Origin of the sequence: Hymenobacter edaphi (genome assembly GCF_003258365.1) — a bacterium.
Taxonomy (GTDB): domain Bacteria; phylum Bacteroidota; class Bacteroidia; order Cytophagales; family Hymenobacteraceae; genus Solirubrum; species Solirubrum edaphi.
Genome location: NZ_QHKM01000002.1, coordinates 441,825 through 462,338, shown reverse-complemented (window position 1 = coordinate 462,338; position 20,514 = coordinate 441,825). Strand labels below are relative to the sequence as shown.

Annotated in this window: 14 protein-coding genes; 12 read left to right on the top strand and 2 right to left on the bottom strand. The window is 66.2% G+C overall.

Annotated elements, in window-relative coordinates:
* Positions 1-114 precede the first annotated feature (114 nt).
* The 11 genes from DLM85_RS09535 (at position 115) to DLM85_RS09485 (ending at position 16,936) form a co-directional block, all read left to right on the top strand.
* Positions 115-1,632, top strand: coding sequence for a RagB/SusD family nutrient uptake outer membrane protein (locus DLM85_RS09535; protein ID WP_165822075.1), 1,518 nt, complete (start codon positions 115-117; stop codon positions 1,630-1,632).
* 130 nt (positions 1,633-1,762) lie between these two features.
* Positions 1,763-3,631: a glycoside hydrolase family 2 protein gene (locus DLM85_RS09530; RefSeq protein ID WP_111477873.1), complete on the top strand. Its 1,869-nt coding sequence runs from the start codon at positions 1,763-1,765 to the stop codon at positions 3,629-3,631.
* A 104-nt stretch (positions 3,632-3,735) separates the two neighbouring features.
* Positions 3,736-5,172 (top strand): agarase, encoded by a 1,437-nt coding sequence (locus tag DLM85_RS09525; protein WP_111477872.1) that lies wholly within the window; start codon positions 3,736-3,738, stop codon positions 5,170-5,172.
* A 172-nt stretch (positions 5,173-5,344) separates the two neighbouring features.
* Entirely contained in the window at positions 5,345-6,274 is a 930-nt protein-coding gene (locus tag DLM85_RS09520; RefSeq protein ID WP_111477871.1) for a sialate O-acetylesterase, read from the top strand.
* A gap of 119 nt (positions 6,275-6,393) precedes the next feature.
* Complete coding sequence (locus DLM85_RS09515; RefSeq protein WP_111477870.1) at positions 6,394-7,449, top strand: endo-1,4-beta-xylanase; 1,056 nt, start codon at positions 6,394-6,396, stop codon at positions 7,447-7,449.
* 268 nt (positions 7,450-7,717) lie between these two features.
* Positions 7,718-10,000 (top strand): glycoside hydrolase family 3 N-terminal domain-containing protein, encoded by a 2,283-nt coding sequence (locus tag DLM85_RS09510; RefSeq protein ID WP_111477869.1) that lies wholly within the window; start codon positions 7,718-7,720, stop codon positions 9,998-10,000.
* A gap of 125 nt (positions 10,001-10,125) precedes the next feature.
* Positions 10,126-10,983, top strand: coding sequence for an SDR family oxidoreductase (locus DLM85_RS09505; protein ID WP_111477868.1), 858 nt, complete (start codon positions 10,126-10,128; stop codon positions 10,981-10,983).
* Between the two features lie 290 nt (positions 10,984-11,273).
* Positions 11,274-12,437 carry a mannonate dehydratase gene (uxuA, locus tag DLM85_RS09500; protein ID WP_111477867.1) on the top strand — a complete coding sequence of 388 codons (1,164 nt, stop codon included), beginning with the start codon at positions 11,274-11,276 and terminating at the stop codon, positions 12,435-12,437.
* A gap of 324 nt (positions 12,438-12,761) precedes the next feature.
* On the top strand, positions 12,762-13,790 hold the full coding sequence (locus DLM85_RS09495) for a LacI family DNA-binding transcriptional regulator (RefSeq protein ID WP_133256991.1): 1,029 nt from the start codon (positions 12,762-12,764) through the stop codon (positions 13,788-13,790).
* A gap of 265 nt (positions 13,791-14,055) precedes the next feature.
* On the top strand, positions 14,056-16,113 hold the full coding sequence (locus DLM85_RS09490; RefSeq protein ID WP_111477865.1) for a M13 family metallopeptidase: 2,058 nt from the start codon (positions 14,056-14,058) through the stop codon (positions 16,111-16,113).
* A 112-nt stretch (positions 16,114-16,225) separates the two neighbouring features.
* On the top strand, positions 16,226-16,936 hold the full coding sequence (locus DLM85_RS09485) for a TIGR04283 family arsenosugar biosynthesis glycosyltransferase (RefSeq protein WP_111477864.1): 711 nt from the start codon (positions 16,226-16,228) through the stop codon (positions 16,934-16,936).
* A gap of 68 nt (positions 16,937-17,004) precedes the next feature.
* Here the strand turns inward: DLM85_RS09485 and DLM85_RS09480 are convergent, their stop codons facing one another.
* Positions 17,005-18,477 carry a T9SS type A sorting domain-containing protein gene (locus DLM85_RS09480; protein WP_111477863.1) on the bottom strand — a complete coding sequence of 491 codons (1,473 nt, stop codon included), beginning with the start codon at positions 18,475-18,477 and terminating at the stop codon, positions 17,005-17,007.
* A gap of 580 nt (positions 18,478-19,057) precedes the next feature.
* Here DLM85_RS09480 and DLM85_RS09475 point away from each other — a divergent pair.
* Positions 19,058-19,675: a fasciclin domain-containing protein gene (locus DLM85_RS09475; protein ID WP_111477862.1), complete on the top strand. Its 618-nt coding sequence runs from the start codon at positions 19,058-19,060 to the stop codon at positions 19,673-19,675.
* 96 nt (positions 19,676-19,771) lie between these two features.
* Here DLM85_RS09475 and DLM85_RS09470 read toward each other — a convergent pair whose 3' ends face one another.
* The gene (locus DLM85_RS09470; protein ID WP_111477861.1) at positions 19,772-20,461 is read right to left on the bottom strand and encodes a DUF1345 domain-containing protein; all 690 of its coding nucleotides are present in this window, start codon (positions 20,459-20,461) and stop codon (positions 19,772-19,774) included.
* Positions 20,462-20,514: the final 53 nt, after the last annotated feature.

Genomic DNA, 20,514 nt, shown 5'->3' with positions numbered 1-20,514 from the left:
CTTTCAGAACGTCATGCTGAGCTTGTCGAAGCATCTCTACCGCTTCGTCAGATAGTAGATTACTATCGGTAGAGATGCTTCGACAAGCTCAGCATGACAGACGTCTTTCCCACCATGACTTTCTCCTACAAAAATATACTGACCGGCACCAGCGCCGCGGCGCTGCTGGGCCTACTGGCCTTCAGCACCAGCTCCTGCGACAAGCAGTTCCTGGAGCTGAACGACCCGACGCGCCTGCCCACCACCGAGGGCTACACCGACTCGCTGAGCATCTTCAACGGGGTGACGGCCGCCTACTCGTCGCTGCAGGACTTCTACGGCCGCTCGGGCGGCAGCCGGGGCTGGTTTGTCTTCGCCGAAATTCCCTCCGACAACAGCTTCACCGTTACCTCCGGCGAGCGACTGAACGAGTTCAACGACTTCACCCTCATCAGCGACAACCAGCACGTGCAGAGCTACTGGCAGTCGACGTACCGCGCCATTGCCCGCTGCAACATCGTGCTCAGCCGGGCCGGGGCCATCAAGCTCACCGCGGCCACCCGCAACCGCTACTACGGCGAGGTGCGCTTTATCCGGGCGCTGGCCTACTTCAACGCCGTGCGCATCTGGGGCGACGTGCCGCTGGTAACCCAGGAAATCGAGAGCATTCCGGACGCCTACCAGTTTGGCCGCCGGCCGGCCGCGGAGGTGTACGCGCAGATCGAGCAGGACCTGGCCTTTGCCGAAGCCAACCTGCCCGTGACGCAAACCGGCACCAGCCTGGGCCGCGCCACCAAGGGCGCCGCCACCGCCCTGCTGGGCAAGGTGCTGCTCACCCAGAAGAAGTACCAGCAGGCCGCCGACAAGCTGCAGGCTCTGGCCACGGGTACCACCTACTCCTTGCTGCCGGTGTACGCCAACATCTTCGCCACCAGCAACGAGATGAACAACGAAATCATCTTCGCGGCGCGCTACACCAAGGGCGCCCTGGGCCTGGGCAGCGCCTTTACCACCTGGTTTATGCCCGCCTACAGCTCCGCGCAGTCGACGGCGCTGCTGGGCGCGGCTTTCACCGGGCAGCAGTTCAACACCGTGGATACCGACCTGGTGGCGGCCTTCACCGCCAGCGGCACCACCGACGTGCGCGCCGCCACGTCCTACACCCTGCCGAGCAACCCGGCCGCCAACGCGCAGTACTACACCAAGAAGTACATCGACACGCCCACCAGCGCCACCGACGCGGAGAATGACTGGATTGTGCTGCGCCACGCCGACGTGCTGCTGATGTACGCCGAGGCCGTGAACGAAGCCAGCGGCCCCAACACCTCGGCCCTGACGGCCGTCAACCAGGTTATCCGCCGCTCGCGCAACCTGCCGGTAAACACGCCCAACGCCAACGTAGACCTGCCCGCCAGCACCACCACCCAGGCGCTGCGCACCCGCATCGAGCTGGAGCGTCGCCTGGAGCTGAGCTTCGAGGGGCACCGCTGGTTTGACCTGGTGCGCACCGACCGCGCCATTCCGGTGATGAACGCCTTCTTCACCCGCACCGGCTCGGCCACCCGCATCGACCAGAACGATTTGCTGTTCCCCATCCCGGTGCAGGAAATCCAGACCAACCCGATTCTGACCCAGAACCCGGGCTACAACTAAAGTGGTGAAATGGTGAGGTGGTGAAATGGTGAGTTTGACGTTCGAGCAGCGCGGCACCGTGCAGGTAGCGCCAGCAGAACAACACTCACCATTTCACCACTCACCATCTCACCATCTCACCATCTCACCAATGACATTCCGCACCTCGCTGCAGACGCTGGCCGCCGCTTTTCTCTTGCTGGCCGGCAGCTTTGCCACCCAGCCGCTGCTGGCCCAGTCGACCCTGATTCAGAACGCGCCCGGCCGCCGGGTGCTCAGCCTGAACGGCCGCTGGAACTACATCATCGACCCCTACGAAAACGGCTTCTACGACTACCGCCGCGAGGCTTTTGACCAGTCGAAAAGCGGCAAGGGCGGCTACTACGACAACGCCAAGCCCAGCACCAAGCAGGAGACCGAGCTGATTGAGTACGACTTCGACCACGCCGACGCCCTGCAGGTGCCCGGCGACTGGAACTCCCAGCGGCCGGAGCTGCTCTACTACGAGGGCACCATCTGGTACAAGAAAAGCTTCAACCTGCAGCCCAAAGCCGGCAAGCGGTACCACCTGTACTTCGGGGCCATCAACTACGAGGCGCACGTGTATTTGAACGGCAAGAAGCTGGGCATGCACAAGGGCGGCTTCACCCCGATTCAGTACGACATCACCGACCGGCTGAACCCGGGCGGGGACAACTTCGTGGTGGTGAAGGCCGACAACACCCGCCGCCCGGAGGAAGTCCCGACCATCAACACCGACTGGTGGAACTACGGCGGCATGACCCGGGACGTATTCGTGGCCGAGACGCCGCAGACCTTCATCAGCGACTACAAAGTGCAGCTGGCCAAGGGCAATATGGGCCAGCTCGCCGGCTTCGTGCAGCTGACGGGTGAGGCCAAGGCGAATCAGACGGTGACGCTGAGCATTCCGGAGGCCAAAATCACGCAGCAGGTGAAAACCGACGGTGAGGGCCGCGCCAGCTTCACGGTGCCGGCCCGGAAGCTCACGCTTTGGTCGCCGCAGACGCCCAAGCTGTACGCGGTGACCTTGAGCACCGGCACCGACCAGGTGCAGGACCGCATCGGCTTCCGCACCATCGAGACGCGGGGCGCGGATATTCTGCTGAACGGCAAGTCGATTTTCATGCGCGGCATTTCGATGCACGACGAGAATCCGCTGATTCCGGGCCGGGCCCGGGGCGAGGGTGACCTGCGCATGCTGCTGACCTGGGCCAAGGAACTGGGCTGCAACTACGTGCGCCTGGCCCACTACCCGCACAACGAAACCATGCTCAAGCTGGCCGACGAAATGGGCCTGCTGGTGTGGGGCGAGGTGCCGGTGTACTGGACCATTGCCTGGCAGAACCCCGCCACCTACCAGAACGCCGAAAACCAGCTTTCGGACCTGATTTCGCTCGGGAAAAACCGCGCCAGCGTGGTCGTGTGGAGCATCGGCAACGAGACGCCGCTGAGCGAGCCGCGCCTGAAATTCATGAGCAGCCTGGCCCAGAAAGCCCGCAGCCTCGATGACACCCGCCTGATTTCGGCCGCCCTGGAGCTGCACCGCACCCCCGACAACGTCATCCACGTGGACGACCCGCTGGGCGAGTTTCTGGACCTGACGAGCATCAACGAGTACGCCGGCTGGTACTGGGGCGGCAAGCCCAGCGAAATTACCAAGTACACCTTCGACATCAAGTACAACAAGCCGGTGACCATCAGCGAGTTTGGCGGCGACGCCCTGGCTGGCTACCACGCCGACGCCGACACGCGCTGGAGCGAGGAGTACCAGGAGGCGCTGTACCAGCAGCAGATCAAGATGCTGAGCACCATCAAGAACCTGCGCGGCATGACCCCGTGGATTCTGGCCGACTTCCGCGCCACCCGCCGGCAGCACCCGGTGTACCAGCAGGGCTTCAACCGCAAAGGCCTGATTTCGAGCACCGGGGTGAAGAAAAAGGCTTTCTACGTGCTGCAGGAGTACTACCGGCAGCTGGCCAAGCAATACGACGGGAAATAATGCGCACTCCAAACGCTGCGGCCTCAGGGTTGAAACCCTGGGCTATTGATACGCAGAACGGCCCGGACGCCCTCCCAGGGTTGAAACCCTGGGCATCCGGGGCCATGTGGGCCTCCCGGCTGGCAGTAGTTGGCCTGCTGCTCCTCACTGGCCTTACCGCCCGGGCCCAGCGGCTCGACACCACCGAGTACACCCTGCGCGTCGACGCGAAGAAGACGCTCAACAACTCCAAAATCGACGGCACGGCTTCGTTTTCGCCCTACAAGAGCTACGCCACGCGCAACATCGCGCAGCTGCGGGGCTTCAAGCCGGGCAAAACCAAGCTGAGCAAATACGGCGGGCGCCTCGATAAGCGCACCACGGCCACCGGTTTCTACTACGTGAAGAAAGTGGACGGGCGCTGGTGGGCCGTGGACCCGGAGGGCTATTTCTTCCTGCACAACGCGCCCAACAACGTGCAGGCCGTCGGCTCGGAGCGGGCTCAGCAGGCGCTCAAGGAGCAGTTTGGCGACAAGGCGGGTTGGATGCGCAAAACCCGGCAGCTACTCGTTGACAACGGGTTCAACGGCGCGGGGGCGTGGGCGGCCAACGAGGAAATCCGGGCGGAAAACGCCAAGGCAGACCGGCCGCTGGCCTACACCGTGAACCTGGACTTCATGGCCAAGTACGGCGACAAGCGCGGCGGCACCTACGTGCAGCCTGGGCACAAGGGCTACCCCAACGACGTCATCTTCGCCTTCGACCCGGGCTTCGCGGAGTTCTGCGAGCAGTACGCCCAGCAGCTCACCAAGTACAAGGACGACCGGAACCTGTTCGGCTACTTCTCCGACAACGAGATGCCGCTGCTGCGCAAAAACCTCGATGGCTACCTCAAGCTGCCCCAGACCGAGCCCGGCTACCAGGCCGCCAGGCAGTGGGCCGACGCGCGCAACATCACCCTGGAAACTATAACCGACCAGCACCGGCAGGACTTCCTGGCCTTCGTGGCCGACAAGTACTTCAGCACGGTGGCCCGGGCGCTGAAGAAGTACGACCCCAACCATATGTACCTCGGCTGCCGCTTCCACGGCGCCCAGCGCTACTACCCCGAGCTGATGCAGGTGACGGGCAAGTACGTGGACGTGGTCAGCATCAACTATTACAACAACTGGACGCCCGAGCCCAAGTGGGTGAGCGAGTGGGAAAAGCTGGCCCAGAAGCCTTTCATCGTCACGGAATGGTACGTGAAGGGCGAAGACGCCCCCGGCCTGGCCAACACCGCCGGCGCCGGCTGGGTGGTGCGCACCCAGGCCGACCGGGGCAAGTTCTACCAGAATTTCACGCTGGGTTTGCTGGAATCGAAGAATTGCGTGGGCTGGCACTGGTTTAAGTACCAGGACAACGACCCCACCCTGAAAGGCGCCGAGCCCTCCAACACCGACGCCAACAAGGGCATCGTCAACTACCGCTTCGAGCCCTACCAGCCCCTGCTGCTGCCCATGCGCGAGCTAAACCAGCAGATGTACCGCCTGGCCGACTACTTCGACACGCAGAAAAAGTAATCAGAACGTCATGCAGAGGCGCAGCCGAACCGAAGGTCGCCGTAGGCAAGCATCTCGCGTGCTGACGTCTGCTGGTATATCCCTCAGCGGGAAAACCTAGCGCACACCGTTTCCCACGCGGGACGTCTCGACCAGCTCGACATAACGGCCTGAACCAAAAACCAACCCCAAGATGCTCCGCCTAACCCTCTTCACCACGCTGCTGCCCCTGGCCGCCCTGGCCCAGACGCCGGCCCGGCCCGTGGCCGCGGGGTTGAAGCCGAAAGTGCGGACGGCAGTGGCGCCGCCGGCGCGCCGGGAGCAGCTGCGGGTGTACTTGCTGCTGGGGCAGTCGAACATGGCGGGGCGCGGGGTGGTGGAAGCCCAGGACACCACAGCTACGGCGCGGGTGCTGCGGCTGAACGCGGCCGGGCAGTGGGAAGAAGCTAAAGACCCGCTGCACTTCGATAAGCCGGTGGCCGGCGTGGGGCCGGGGCTGAGCTTCGGCCGGGCCCTGGCGGCGGCGGAGCCGGCGGCCGTCATCGGGCTGGTGCCCTGCGCGGTGGGCGGCTCGGCCATCAGCTACTGGCAGCCCGGCGCCTTTTTCCCCGATACCAAGGTCAACCCCTACGACGACGCCCTGCGCCGGGCGCGGCTGGCGCTGCAACACGGCACGCTGGCCGGCATCCTCTGGAACCAGGGCGAAGCCGACAGCAGCCCGGAGAAAAGCAGCGCCTACGCCCAAAACCTGACCGCCCTCATCAACCGTCTGCGCCAGGACCTCGGCGCACCCGAGGTGCCCTTCGTGGCCGCCCAGCTGCCCGCCTTTCAGTACGAGCGGCCCGACAGTCTGGGCCGTCGCCGCATCAACGACGGCGCGCTACAGCTCAACCGGGCCGTAGCCAGCCTCGCCCAAACGGTACCGCACTACGCCTACATCACGGCCGAAAACACCCGGCACCGCGGCGACCAGCTGCACTACGACGCGGCCTCGGCCCGCCTGCTGGGTCAGCGCTACGCCCAGGCCATGCTGAAGCTGCAGGCGGAGGCTAAGCCGAAGCCAAAAGCCGAGTTGACGCCGAAATCAAAGTCGAAGGCTAAATCTGCCAAGTCCCGATTCTAACCCGAAACGCAGCACCCACCGCAACTAACCAGCCTTCGTCAGGTTCAGCCGCATCATCTGGCTCCCCTCTCCCGGAGGGGAGGGGCCGGGGGTGGGGGCGGCCGGAAGGAGAGGCGCCTATGAAAGCACTGCCCTTCCTTTCGCTTATCCTGCTGCTCACTGGCTGTGGCAAGAAAGGCGCCGGCACCGACCCGGAGCCGCCCCTGCCGCCCGCCCTGGGCAGCCTGCGCGAAGCCGCCTTTCCCTTCGGCGCCGCCGTCAACGTGACGCTGCTGCGCGCCAACGCCGGCTACCAGGGCGTGGTGACGCGGGAATACCGCAGCGTGACGGGCGAAAACGCCATGAAGTTCCGCAGCCTGCACCCGGACGCGGCCACCTACACCTGGGCTGACGCCGACTACCTGGTGCAGTACGCCCGCCAAAGCAACAGCCGCGTGCACGGCCACACGCTCATCTGGCACCAGTCATTGCCCGCCTGGGTGACCGGCTTTCAGGGTGACTCGGCGGCCTGGGAAAACCTGATGCGCACCCACATTCAGACCGTGGTGGGGCATTTCCGCGGGCAGGTGGCCTCCTGGGACGTGGTGAACGAGGCCGTGGCCGAAGACGGCACCCTGCGCCCCAGCGTGTGGCGGCAGCACCTCGGCCCCGACTACATTGCCCGCGCCTTTCAGTACGCCCGCCAGGCCGACCCCGACGCCAGGCTCTTCTACAACGACTACGGCCACGAGTATGGCCCGACCAAGCGCACCGCCATTCTCAGCCTGGTGAACGGCCTCAAGGCCCGCGGCATTCCCATCGACGGCATCGGGCTGCAGATGCACACCAATATCAACCGCTCGGACGCCAACCTGGCCGCCGCCATCAACACCGCCGCCCAGACGGGGCTGCTGGTGCACATTTCGGAGCTGGACGTGGCCGTGAACCCCTCCAACCTCGCCACCCTGACCTGGTCCGACGCCCTGGCCAGCGCCCAGAAAGCCAAGTACAAGCTCATCGTGCAGACCTACAACGCTCTGCCAGCCGCCCAGCGCTTCGGCATTACCACCTGGAACGTTTCGGACGCCGACAGCTGGGTGCGCGGCTACTGCAGCTGCCCCGACTGGCCCCTGCCCTTCGACGCCAGCTACCAGAAAAAGCCCGCCTACGACGGCATCGTGGAAGCCTTGAACTGAGTGAAGAACAAGGAAGAACGACTACTTGACTACCGTTGAAAAGCGCCTTCTTCCTCCTTTTTCCTTAACCATTACGTTGCTCTCACCTGGCGGCTGCCGGCCGCATTGGGGAATGGGAAAGCAGCTGTTTCGCCGGGAACGGGCGCCGCGCACCTTGGTGAGTGAGGTGGGCCGGCGCCACTGGAACAGCTGCGGCCAGTAGCCGCCAGTGAGTGCAACGAACGTTCTTTGCCGGGCCATTTCCCCGGCTCTTTTACCCCTGAATCGAATGCGCGTACCCCGCTACCATCATCTGCTCCTCGGCCTGCTCCTAGCTGCCACGCCTGCCGCGCTGGCCCAGAAAACCAAGGTAAAGGTTAAGAAAAATACTGCCTTGGCGGCTCCAGCTGCACCCGCTGCCGCCAGCATCGAACAGCGCATAGCCGCGCTGCTCGGGCAGATGACCCTGGAGGAAAAAATCGGCCAGCTCAACCAGTACTCCGGCCGCGAGGTAACCGGCCCGGCCAGCAACCGCAAAAACGACCTGCTCAACAGCATCCGCTCGGGGCAGGTGGGCTCGATGCTGAACGTGAAGGGCGTGGCCGACACCCGCCTGATTCAGGCCGAGGCGCTGAAGTCGCGGCTGAAAATCCCGCTGCTCTTCTCCCTCGACGTTATCCACGGCTACCAGACCGTCTTCCCCATCCCGCTGGGCGAAGCCGCCAGCTGGGACTTGGCCGCCATCCGCGAATCGGCGCACGTGGCCGCCCGCGAAGCCGCCGCTTCGGGTATTCACTGGACCTTCGCGCCGATGGTGGACGTGGGCCGCGACCCGCGCTGGGGCCGCGTAATGGAAGGCGCCGGCGAAGACACCTACCTCGGCAGCCAGATTGCCCGGGCCCGGGTGCTGGGCTTTCAGGGCGAAAAGCTGGGCGGCACCGATGCCATCATGGCCTGCGCCAAGCACTTTGCGGCCTACGGGGCCGCCGTGGCCGGCCGCGAGTACAACGTGGTCGACGTGAGCCCACAGCAGCTCTGGGAAGTGTACTTGCCGCCCTTCCGGGCCGCGGCCGACGCGGGCGTGGCTACGTTCATGAACTCCTTTAACACGCTCAACGGCATCCCGGCCACCGGCAGCCGCTACCTGCAGCGCGACATCCTGAAGGGCCAGTGGCAGTACATGGGCTTCGTGGTATCGGACTGGGGCAGCATCGGCGAGATGGTGCCCTGGGGCTACGCCACCGACAAGGCCGACGCCGCCCGCAAAGCCCTGGCCGCCGGCTCCGACATGGACATGGAAAGCGACGCCTACCACGCCACGCTGGCCCAGTCCATCAAGGACGGCCAGGCCGACCCCGCCCTGCTCGACGACGCCGTGCGCCGCATCCTGCGCAAGAAGTTCGAGCTGGGCCTGTTCGACGACCCCTACCGCTTCTCGGACGAAAAGCGCGAAAAGCAGGTGCTCAACGACCCCAAGCACCGCGTAGCCGCCCGCGACATTGCGCGCAAATCGGTGGTGCTGCTCAAAAACGACAACAACGCCCTGCCCCTGGCCCAGCCGCGCAGCATTGCCCTCGTCGGGCCGCTGGCCAAGGCCAAGCGCGACCTGGCCGGCAGTTGGGTGGTGCTGGCCGATACCGCGCAGATTACCTCGGTGTACGGAGGCCTGAGCAAGCGCGCCGGCAAGAACACCCAGGTGCGCTACGCCAAGGGCTGCGAAGTGCAGGGCGACTCCCGCGCCGGCTTCGCCGCGGCCGTCGAAGCCGCCAAGGCCTCCGACGTGGTGGTGCTCTGCGTGGGCGAAACCTGGGACATGAGCGGCGAGGCCAAGTCGCGCACCGATATCGGCCTGCCGGGCGTGCAAACCGAGCTGTTCCAGGCCCTGAAAGCCACCGGCAAGCCCGTAGTGGTCATCCTGATGGCCGGCCGCCCGCTGGTGTTCAATGCCATTGCCGACCAGGCCGACGCCATTCTCTACGGCTGGTGGCCCGGCTCGGAGGGCGGCCACGCCCTGGCCGACGTGCTTTTCGGCGACTACAACCCCGCGGGCAAGCTGCCGAGCACCTTCCCCCGCTCCCTGGGCCAGGTGCCCATCAGCTACCAGCTCTACAACACCGGCCGCCCCGTCACCAAGCCCGGCGACATCCGCTACAAATCGGCCTACATCGACTCGCCCAACACCCCGCGCTACGCCTTCGGCCACGGCCTGAGCTACACCTCGTTCAAGTACGACGGGCTGAAAATCAGCCAGTCCACGATGGCTGCCGGCCAGACGGTGCAGCTGCAATGCACGGTGACCAACACCGGCAAAGTGGCCGGCGAGGAAGTGGTGCAGCTTTACCTGCGCGACCTGGTGGCCTCGGTGGCCCGCCCGCTCAAGGAGCTAAAGGACTTCCAGAAAATCAGCCTCAAACCCGGCGAAACCAAGACCCTCACCTTCACCATCGACCAGGACAAGCTGGCCTTCTACAACGCGAAGCTGGAGTGGGTAGCCGAGCCCGGCGACTTCCAGCTGATGATCGGCTCGGCCTCCGACGACATTCGCCTGGAAAGCAAGCTGACGCTGCAGTAACCGCTCCGGCTGTCATGTCGAGGGTAGCGAGACATCTGGGTCAGGATACGATCGGGTGTACTCACCCAGATGCCTCGCCACGCTCGACATGACAGTACCTCTCTACCCCCGCTAATTCCGTATCCATGAGTTTTTCCCCCGCCACTCCGCCCGCCCCCAGCCTTTCGGCGCTCAGCCAGTTTTCCCTCGAAGGCAAAGTCATCGTCATCACCGGCGCTACCGGCGTGCTGGGCGAGGCCCTGTCGCTGGCCGTGGCGGAGGCCGGCGCCAAAGTGGCCATTCTGGGCCGCGACGCCGAACGGGCCCAGGCCCGGGTGGCCGCCATCGAAGCCGTCGGTGGCGAGGCGCTTCCCCTGCTGGCCGACGTGCTCGACCAGGCCCAGATGCAGGCCGCCTGCGACGAAATCATCCGCACCTGGGGCACCGTCGACGGGCTGGTGAACGGGGCGGGCGGCAACATGCCCGGCGCCGTTATCGGCCCCGACCAGGACTTGTTCGACCTCAACCTCGACCACACCCGCCGCGTGGTCGACCTGAATCTGTTCGGCACGGTCATCCCGACCAACATCTTCGGGCGGGTGATGGCCGAGAAGGGCAAGGGCAGCATCGTGAACGTGTCATCGTTGACGGCGCAACGGCCGCTGACGCGGGTGCTGGGCTACACCATGGCCAAGAAAGCCGTGGAAGCCTACACCCAATGGATGGCCGTGGAGCTGGGCCTGCGCTACGGCGGCGGCATCCGCATGAACGCCATTGCCCCCGGCGTGTTCCTGACCGAGCAAAACCGCACGCTGCTTGTCAACCCCGACGGCAGCCCCACGGCCCGCGCCCGGCAGTTCATTGCCGGCACGCCCTACCAGCGCTTCGGCCAACCCGAGGAGCTGACCGGCACGCTCATCTACCTGCTCAGCGACGCCTCCCGCTTCGTCAGCGGCGAGACCATTCTGGTCGACGGCGGCTTCAACGCCTACAGCGGGGTGTAAGCGGCCGACGCCATTTGCGCGACGTAGAGGCGCATAATTGCGTCTCTACGTCCGCGCCGTCAGGACATCAGCTGCTCAACGACGAGACGCAAGGGTGCGTCTCTACATCGGCCTGGTACCGCCAAAAGCTTGCAGCTAGCAGAGCACAGGAGAGTAGAACGCGCCCCAAGAGTACTTTCGGCCCAACAGCCTTTCTCCACAACTAAACTAATTCACCGCCCCGCCAGCCAATCGTCAGGCTCCCCCTCTCCCCTTGGAGAGGGGGCCGGGGGGTGAGGCCCTCACGCAATATGCCCATCATCCAAAGCTGGCGCTGGTACGGCCCGAACGACCCGGTCAGCCTCGCCGATATCCGCCAGGCCGGCGCCACCGACGTGGTGACAGCCCTGCACCACATTCCGAACGGCCAGGTCTGGACCGTGGCCGAAATCCAGAAGCGCCAGGCCGAAGTGGCCGCCGCCGGCCTCACCTGGAGCGTGGTCGAGAGCGTGCCGGTGCACGAGCAGATCAAGACCCGCACCGGCGACTTCCAGCGCCACATCGACAACTACCAGCAGAGCCTGCGCAACCTGGCGGCCTGCGGCATCCGCACCGTCACCTACAACTTCATGCCGGTGCTCGACTGGACGCGCACTGACCTAAGCTACGAGGTGGAAGACGGCTCCAAAGCCCTGCGCTTCGAGCGCGCCGCCTTCGTGGCCTTCGACGTGCTGCTGCTGCAGCGCCCGGGCGCCCGCGAAGAGTACAGCGCCCAGGAGCTGGCCGCGGCCGAAGCCCGGCTGGCCGGCATGGGCGCGGCCGAGCGGGAGCGGCTGGTGCGCAACCTCATTGCGGGCCTGCCCGGCTCGGAGGAAAGCTTCACCCTGCAGCAGTTTCAGCAGGCCCTCGACACGTACCAGGGCATCGACGCGGCCCGGCTGCGGGAGCACCTGATCTTGTTTCTGCAGCAAATCGTGCCCGTAGCCGAGGAAGTCGGCGTGGTCTTGGCCATTCACCCCGACGACCCGCCCTATCCCATCCTCGGCCTGCCGCGCGTGGTGAGCACCGCCGCCGACGTGCAGGCCCTCTGCGACGCGGTACCCTCGCTCAGCAACGGCCTCTGCTTCTGCACCGGCTCCTTCGGCGTGCGCCCCGACAACGACCTGCCGGCCATGGTGCGCCAGTTTGCCAACCGCATCCACTTCATCCACCTGCGCAGCACCCAGCGCAACGAGGCGGGCGACTTTTACGAGGCCAACCACCTGGAAGGCGACGTGGACATGTACGCCGTGATGCGCGAGCTGCTGCTGGCCATGCAGCGCCGCGGCCAGAGCCTGCCCATGCGCCCCGACCACGGTCACCAGATGCTCGACGACCTGAAGAAAAAGACCAACCCCGGCTACTCCGCCATCGGCCGCCTGCGGGGCCTGGCCGAGCTGCGCGGCCTGGAAATGGGCATTTCGCGCAGCCTGTAGCCTGCTGGGGGGCCGCCCGCCCGCGACTGTACCCGACGCCTGCTGCGTGTTAGCGGCGAGCAAAGCCCGCTTCCGGCCGGAAGCGGGCTTTTTTTCGTTAGCCCGCTGCCGGCCGTGGCGGGCCGCAGCGGGCTTTTTTTCGTTAGCCCGCTGCCGGCCGTGGCGGGCCGCAGCGGTAAGGGCGCCGGGCAGGCCGGGCTTGGCCCCGCGCCACTGAACCCGCAACGCACCGTCGGAGTTTGCGGGTATGGGCCTTACCTGGCGGGCCGCGCTGCGCCAACCGGCCGATTTACCCGATCTTGCCCTTTCATCGTTTCTACTCCCGTGTCCACGCACCGCGCTTCTATTTCGGATCTGGCAGCCCAGCTGAATCTGTCCGTTTCCACCATTTCGCGGGCGCTCAGTGACCACAGCAGCATCAGCGACGCCACCAAGCGCCGGGTGTGGGAGCTGGCGCGGCAGCTGAACTACCAGCCCAACCAGCTGGCCGCGGCCCTGCGCAAGGGCCGCAGCAACACGCTGGGCGTCATCGTGCCCCACATCGACGGGCATTTCTTCGCCCTGGTGCTCAAGGGCATCGAGAACGTGGCCAATCAGGCGGGCTTCAACGTGATGATCTGCCAGTCCAACGAAAATGCGGCGCACGAGAAGAAAAACCTCGATACGCTGCTCAACGCGCAGGTAGAAGGCATTCTGGTGTCGCTGTCTTTGACCACCAAGGACGTGCGCCATTTCGAGGACGTGCGGCGCCGCGACCTGCCGCTGGTGTTTTTCGACCGCATTCCGGAGTCGCCCCAGGTCAGCGCGGTGGTGCTCGACGATTACCAGGGCGCCTACCAGGCCGTGGAGCACCTGATCGGGCAGGGCTGCCGGCGCATTGCCCACATCGGCGGGCCGCAGCACCTGAACATCTGCCGCAACCGCTACCGCGCCTACCGCGACGCGCTGCAGGCCCACGGCCTGCCCTACGACGAGCACCTGGTGTACTTCTGCGACCTGACCCTGCCCGATGGCCTGCAGGCGGCCGAAGTGCTGCTCGGCCGCAACGCCCCCTTCGACGCCGTGTTTGCGGCCAATGACCTGGCCGTGGCCGGGGCCATGCAGGTGCTGCGCGCCGCCGGCCGGCGCATTCCGCAGGATGTGGCCCTGGCCGGCTTCAGCAACGAGCTGTTCACGCTGCTCACCGAGCCGCACCTGACCACCGTCGACCAGCGCTGCGAGGAAATGGGCCGCACCGCCGTGCGCCTGCTGCTCGACATGGTGGCCGATCAGACGCGCCAGCTGCCCCCGCGCCAGATCGTGCTGCAGCCCGAGCTGCTGGTGCGCGCCTCCTCGCAGCGGCTTGGGGAGTAAGTTACGCCAGCCACAAAGCACGTTGTAGAGCCGCGTAGTCGCGTCTTGTCGTTGAACAATAACGCCCAGACAGCGGGGATGCGGAGCCGCAGGTATGCGTCTGTACATAGCAACGGCAGCTTCAGAAGTTGATTTAAACAGCTCTGGCCTCTAGCCTGCTTGCAGCCGGAGCCGGGCGACAAACGACTACCGCCGCGGCCTTGCAGCCTGCCGGCTCGTTCGGGTGTCTGTTACCTTCACGTTTCCACTCTCCTCCCCTTTTTCCATGACCCACCTTTCCGCCATCGGCCGCTGGCTGCTGGCCGCGCCCGCGCTGGGTGCTTCGCTGCTTACGGGCTGTCAGTCGGGCGGCTCTTCGTCGAATAAGCCCGACGTGCTGCAGGCCAGCCTCGACACCACCGCCCGCCCCGGCGACGACTTTTTTCAGTACGCCAACGGCACCTGGCTGAAAAACCACCCCATTCCGGCTTCCGAAAGCAACTGGGGCATTGGCAAAGAAGTGCAAAACGAGGTGTACGCCCGCCTGCGCGCCCTGAGCGAAGACGCGGCCAAGGCCAACGCCAAGCCCGGCAGCACTCAGCAGAAAATCGGGGACTTCTGGGCCGCCGGCATGGACTCCGCGGCTATCAACAAGCAGGGCGCGGCCCCGCTGAAGCCCGAGCTGGACCGTATTGCCGCCATCCGCTCGGGGGCTGATGTACCCGCCGTGGTGGCCCGCCTGCAGATGATGGGCGTCGACGCGCTCATCGGGCCCTACGTGGGGCAGGACGCCAAGAACAGCGAAAAAATGGCCCTGCACCTCTACCAGAGCGGCCTGGGGCTGCCCAACCGCGACTATTACTTCAACAAGGACCTGCGCACGCGCAACATCCGCCAGCAGTACGGGCGCCACGTGCAGCGCATGTTCCAGCTGCTGGGCCAGGACTCGGTGGCCGCCAAGCAGAACAGCGCCCGCGTGGTGGCGCTGGAAACCAAACTGGCCGCCAGCTCGCGCAAGCTCGAAGACCTGCGCGACCCGTACCGCAACTACAACAAAATGGCCGTGGCTGGGCTCAACCAGCTCACCCCGGGCCTCGACTGGGCGGCCCTGCTCGGGCAAATGGAGCTGAGCAAGGTCGATACCGTCATCGTGGGTCAGCCGGAGTTTTACCGCACGGTGGGCCAGCTGCTCAAGTCGGCGCCGGTGGAGGACTGGCGCGCCTACCTGCAGTGGCAGCTGGCGCACGCCTACGCGCCCACGCTCAGCCAGGACTTCGACCAGGAAAACTTCCGCTTCTACGGCTCGGTGCTGCAGGGCAGCAAGCAGCAGCGCCCCCGCTGGAAGCGCGTGCTCGACGCCGAGGAATCGGCCATGGGCGAGGCGCTGGGGCAGCTGTTCGTGAAGGAGTACTTCTCGCCGGCCACCAAGCAGCGCTACGAGCAGATGACCCAGAACGTGATGACGGCCTTCCGTGAGCATATTCAGCAGCTCGACTGGATGAGCGCCGAAACCAAGCAGAAGGCCCTGGTCAAGCTCGGCAAAATCACGCCAAAAGTGGGCTACCCGGATAAGTGGAAGGACTTTTCCTCGCTGGACGTGAAGCGCGACTCCTACGCCCAGAACGTGATGCGCGCCAACGAGTGGAAGTACCGCTACAACATCAATAAGCTCGGCAAGCCCGTGGACCGCACCGAGTGGGACATGACGCCGCAGACCTACAACGCCTATTACAACCCCTCCAACAACGAGATTGTGCTGCCGGCGGCCATCTTCGCCATTCCGGGCCTGCGCGACGAGGACGCCGACGACGCCATCGTGTACGGCTACGGCGGGGCCAGCACCATCGGTCACGAGCTGACCCACGGCTTCGACGACGAGGGCAGCCAGTTCGACGAGAAGGGCAACCTGCGCAACTGGTGGACCAAGCAGGACCGCGCCGAGTTTCAGAAGCGCGTCAACCAGATTGTGCGCCAGTTCAACGGCTACACCGTGCTCGACTCGCTGCACATCAACGGCAAGGCCACCGCGGGCGAAAACATTGCCGACCTGGGCGGCATCGTCATTGCCTACGACGCATTCAAGAAAACCGAGCAGTTCAAGAAGGGCGAGAAAATCGGCGGGCTCACGCCCCCGCAGCGCTACTTCCTGGGCTACGCCCTGGGCTGGCAAAGCCACCAGCGCGACGAGCAGCTGGCCCAGCGCATCATGACGGACGTACACTCCCCGGCCCAGTACCGCGTCAACGGCCCTATGGCTGACGTGCCCGCCTTCTACGAGGCCTTCAACGTGCAGCCCGGCCAGAAGCTCTACCGCGCCGACACGGCGCAGGTGCGCATCTGGTAAGGCAGCCCGACCAAGTAGTCAGCCAAGCCAGGCAGCCCCGCGCTGCCTGGCTTGTTTGTTTCCGGCCGTAGCCGCTTTTGCGTAGAAGCAGTCTGTTTCCCCACTTTTGCGCATGGCCGAGCCTTCCGTCAGCATCATTATTCCCACTTACAACGAAGCCGCGGCCATCGGGCCGCTGGTGCGCTACCTGCGCGCCGCGGCGGGCCCGGCCGAGCAGGGGCTGGAAATCCTGGTGGCCGATGGGCAGAGCGCCGACGCCACGGCCGCCGAAGCCGCCCGGGCCGGGGCGCGGGTGCTGCCGTGCCCGCAGCGCGGCCGGGCGCCGCAGATGAACCACGGCGCCGCCCACGCCCGCGGCGAGCTGCTGTACTTTCTGCACGCCGATACGTTTCCGCCCGCCGATTTTCTGCCGGCCATCCGGCAAGCGGCGCAGCAGCACGCCAGCGGCTGCTTCCGCCTGCGGTTCGACTCCGCGCACTGGTTTCTGCGCCTGAGCGCGTGGTTTACCCGCTTTCCCTTTGACTTCATCCGCTTCGGCGACCAAAGCCTGTTCGTGCGGCGCGCCGTATTCGAGCAGGCCGGCGGCTTCCGCTCCGACATGCTGGTGTTCGAAGACCAGGAAATCGTGCCGCGCCTGCGCCGCCACGGGCGTTTCGCGGTGCTGCCGACGGCGGTGCTTACCTCGGCCCGCAAGTACCGCGACAACGGCGTTTTCCGCCTGCAGGGCATCTTTCTGCTGCTGTGCCTGCTCTACCGCCTCGGCGTGCCCCAGCCGCGGCTGCGGGCCCTATACCGCGCCCTGATCCGGCAGGCCAACCATTGAGGCCGCGGCCTCAAACAGCACCGCCCGGCTGGCGGGCCGGGCGGTGGTAAACTCACAAGTTAAGCGGGCTATTCGCGCACCACTTTCAGCGTGGCCGCCTGCTTGCCCTGGCGCACCGTCAGGAAGTACACGCCCACGGGCAGCTGGCCGGCGCCGCTCAGCAGCAGCGTGGTGCTGCCGGCGCCCAGCTCCTGCTTGCTGGCCAGCAGCACCCGGCCGATGGCATCGTGCAGGTCCAGCGTGGCCGGGCCGGCCGTCTTGGTGCTCACCTGCACTTTCAGGCCTTCGTTGCCGAAGGGGTTGGCCAGCGCCTGCACGGCAAAGCCCGCGCCCTCAATTCGCACCGTGCGCACCGGCGAGAGCGTCTGCTTGCCGTCGTGGTCGATCTGCCGCAGGCGGTAGTACACCAGGTCGGTGGCGTAGCGCGCAATCTGCGGGTCGAGGTATTCGTAATCGTGGCGCTGGGTGGTGGTGCCGTGGCCGCCCACCGTGCTCAGGCGGCGGAAAGCGCGGCCGTCGGAGCTGGCTTCCACCTCAAACCCGGCGTTGTTGGTTTCCGAAGCCGTGGCCCAGCGCAGCAGCGCATCGGGGCCGCGGCGCTCGGCCGTGAAGGCGAGCAGCTCCACCGGCAGCGGGTTGGCCAGGTTGCTGACGGTGAAAAAGCCCAGGGCGGCGGACGGTGCGCTCAGGCTGCGGCTGCTGGCATCGGCCGGGGCATTCAGCGGAGCCCAGGGGCCCGAGGCGGCTGGGCCGCGCCACATGCGGCTCTGCGAGAGGTTGGCGTTGCCGTTGTCGTCGTCGCTCACCCAGGCCAGGGTCACGGTCACGGGCTTGTTGCTGGCGGGCGCGCTGCCGGCCGAAATCTGCCAGATACGGTCGATGCCCTTGGGGTTGTTGGCGTTGGCCGGGTCGGTGCCGTAGCTGACGCCGGCCGTGCTCAGGCCGGCCGTGCGCGTGGCCGTCACCGTGCCGAAGTTGTTGGTGTTCGGGTTCAGCATCAGCCCGCCGGGGAAGGCCACGTCGCTGCTGCCGTTGACGCCGGTTTTGACCACCTGCAGGGTACCCTTCACGTAGCGGCCGGCGGCTTCGCCGACGAGCGTGGCGCCGTCGGGCAGGCTCAGGGTGTACACCGTGCCGCCCGCCGACTTGGTATTGACCGAGCCGTTGGTCAGGGTCAGCTGGTTGGTTACGGTCAGGTTGCTGCCGAGGGTCACGGCGTTGCTGCCGGCGGAGTTGTCCACGGTCAGTCTGTAGAGCGAGGCGCCGCCGGCCGTTAGGGTCTGGTTGGCCGTGCCGGTCAGGCTCAGCGTGCCGGTGCCCGCCGCGTCCACGGTGCCGGCGTTGGTCACGTTGCCGGTGACCTGCACGGTGCCGTTGTTGAGCAGGGTGCTCCCGCTCTTGTTGTCGAAACCGCCGCTGATGTAGAGCGTGGCCCCGCTGCTCACCGTGAGCTGCGCCCCGTTGTTGGTCAGCGTCTGCGCCGAGGCAGCAGTGGTCAGGCCCAGCAGGCCAAGGGTGACGAGCGAGTAAGCGTGTTTCATAACCTGGGGTTGAACTCCGCGAATGTACAGGATACCAGGACAAATATGGTATTAGCCTGTATTGTTTCGAGAAAGAAGCCGCGTTTAATTACCAAATCCGCCTGATGGCCAGCGGCTTGCCCCAACACAGCGAAGCCCTGCGGGCAGCCCGAAACTTGGGAGTAAGCCGCGGGCAGCCGGTGACCTTGGCCGTATTGTCAACCCAAAGGTCCGGTCCCGACCTCGCCCATCCTACTCTGGCTTGTACCCCATTTGGGTGACACGCCGCCGCGCACCCGTCGGGCCCGGGCCCGACGGGTGCGCGGCCCCGGGCCGTTTGCGGCTACCTCACCTGCGCCGCTGCCGTGCGGGCGAGGCCGTACGGGCGCCGTTGGTTGTATGGTTTTGCCACATGCTTATGCGAGGCCCCGCACACATACTCATGCGATAAAGCCCACTATTAGATGGAATAATACCAAAATACCTTTGTGTCGTAGCGGTTGCCCAGCCAGCCCGGCTTCCCCCGCTTCCGGTAAGCCGCCCCAGCTCGGTGCCGGCCACCACATCGATTGTTCCATTCCCCATCCCCCTCCAACTCGTTATGCTCAAGCACCTTCTGCTCACGCTGGCCGCAGCCGGCACCTCCCTAGCCGCGCTGGCCCAGCAGGGCCCCGGTTTCGCTACCGCTGGCAAGGCCGGCGTGGCCGTGCAGGCCACCGGCGCCCGGGCGCTGCCCAGCCGCGGCGCCTCCTTTCTGGCCCCGATGAGCCTCAGCGGCAACACTTTCTCGGCGGCCAGCCCCATCGTGCGCAACCTGCAGGACGCGGGTACCTACAAGCACCTGGTGCTGGCGGCCGAGCGCGCCTACTTGGTCGATGTGCTGCAGCAAGCCGGGCCCCACACCGTATTTGCGCCCAATGACGACGCCTTTGGCCAGCTGCCCGCGGGCCTGCTCGACGACCTGAGCCGCCCCCACAACCGCGCCCGGCTCCACGCCCTGATCGGCACCCACATCGTGCCCGGCGACCTGAAGGAGCAGGACCTGACGCCCGGCCGGGTGCTGACCACGGTGGCCGGCACCACGCTCACCGTGCGGCGCAGCGGCGGGCGCGTGGCGCTGGAAGACCAGTTCGGCAAGCGCGCTTACCTGACCGTGACCAATCAGCCGGCCAGCAACGGCACCGTGCACACCCTGGCCAACGTGCTGGGCCTGCCCTAACCGGTTTGGTGGGCGTCGCCCTGCGCGTCGGCCGGGGGCCGCTACGCCCCCCGGCCGACGCATCGTTTGGGGCGGCCCTGACGGTGGGCGCCGGGCTCAGAGCACTCCGGCAATGGCGCCCACCGTCAGGGCCACCACGGCCGTGTTGAAGCCGAAGGAAATCAGCCCGTGCAGCAGGGCCACGCGCCGCAGCACGCGCCCGCTGATGCTGATGTCGGCCGTCTGGGCCGTCATGCCGATGACGAAGGCGAAGTAGGCGAAGTCGAGGTAATCGGGCGCGGGCTGGGTGCCGGGAAACTGCAGCCCGCCCTCGCCGCCGTCCTGCGCGGGGTCGTAGTAGAGGTGGGCGTAGCGCAGGGTAAAGAGCGTGTGCACCAGCAGCCAGGCCGCCATCACGCCCGCCACCGACAGCCCCGCGTAGCGCAGCAGCACGGTGCCGTGCTGGGCGCGCATCACGTCCAGCAGGGCCACCACGGCCAGCAGGCTGGCCAGCGAGGCGCCGAGGATAAACACAAACGACGCGCGGCGGCCGGGGTCTTCGCTCACGGCCACGGCCCGGATGTGGGCGGCATCGGCCGTGACGATGGCGGCCCACAGCAGCCCCAGCGACGCGAGGGCAAAAGCGTCCCAGGCGGCCACCACGCGGGTGAGCGGGTGCAGCGCAGCCGGCGTGAGCAGGTAGGCGCAGGCACCCAGCCCCGCCGCCAGCAGCAACCGCACCAGCGCGGGCAGGCTGCCCAGGCGGTGCAGCCGGCGAAACAGGAAAGAGGAGGAAGCGGCGGGCATAAAAACGGCAACCGGCCCGCGGGGTAGCGCGGGCCGGCGGCCAAGATACGGGC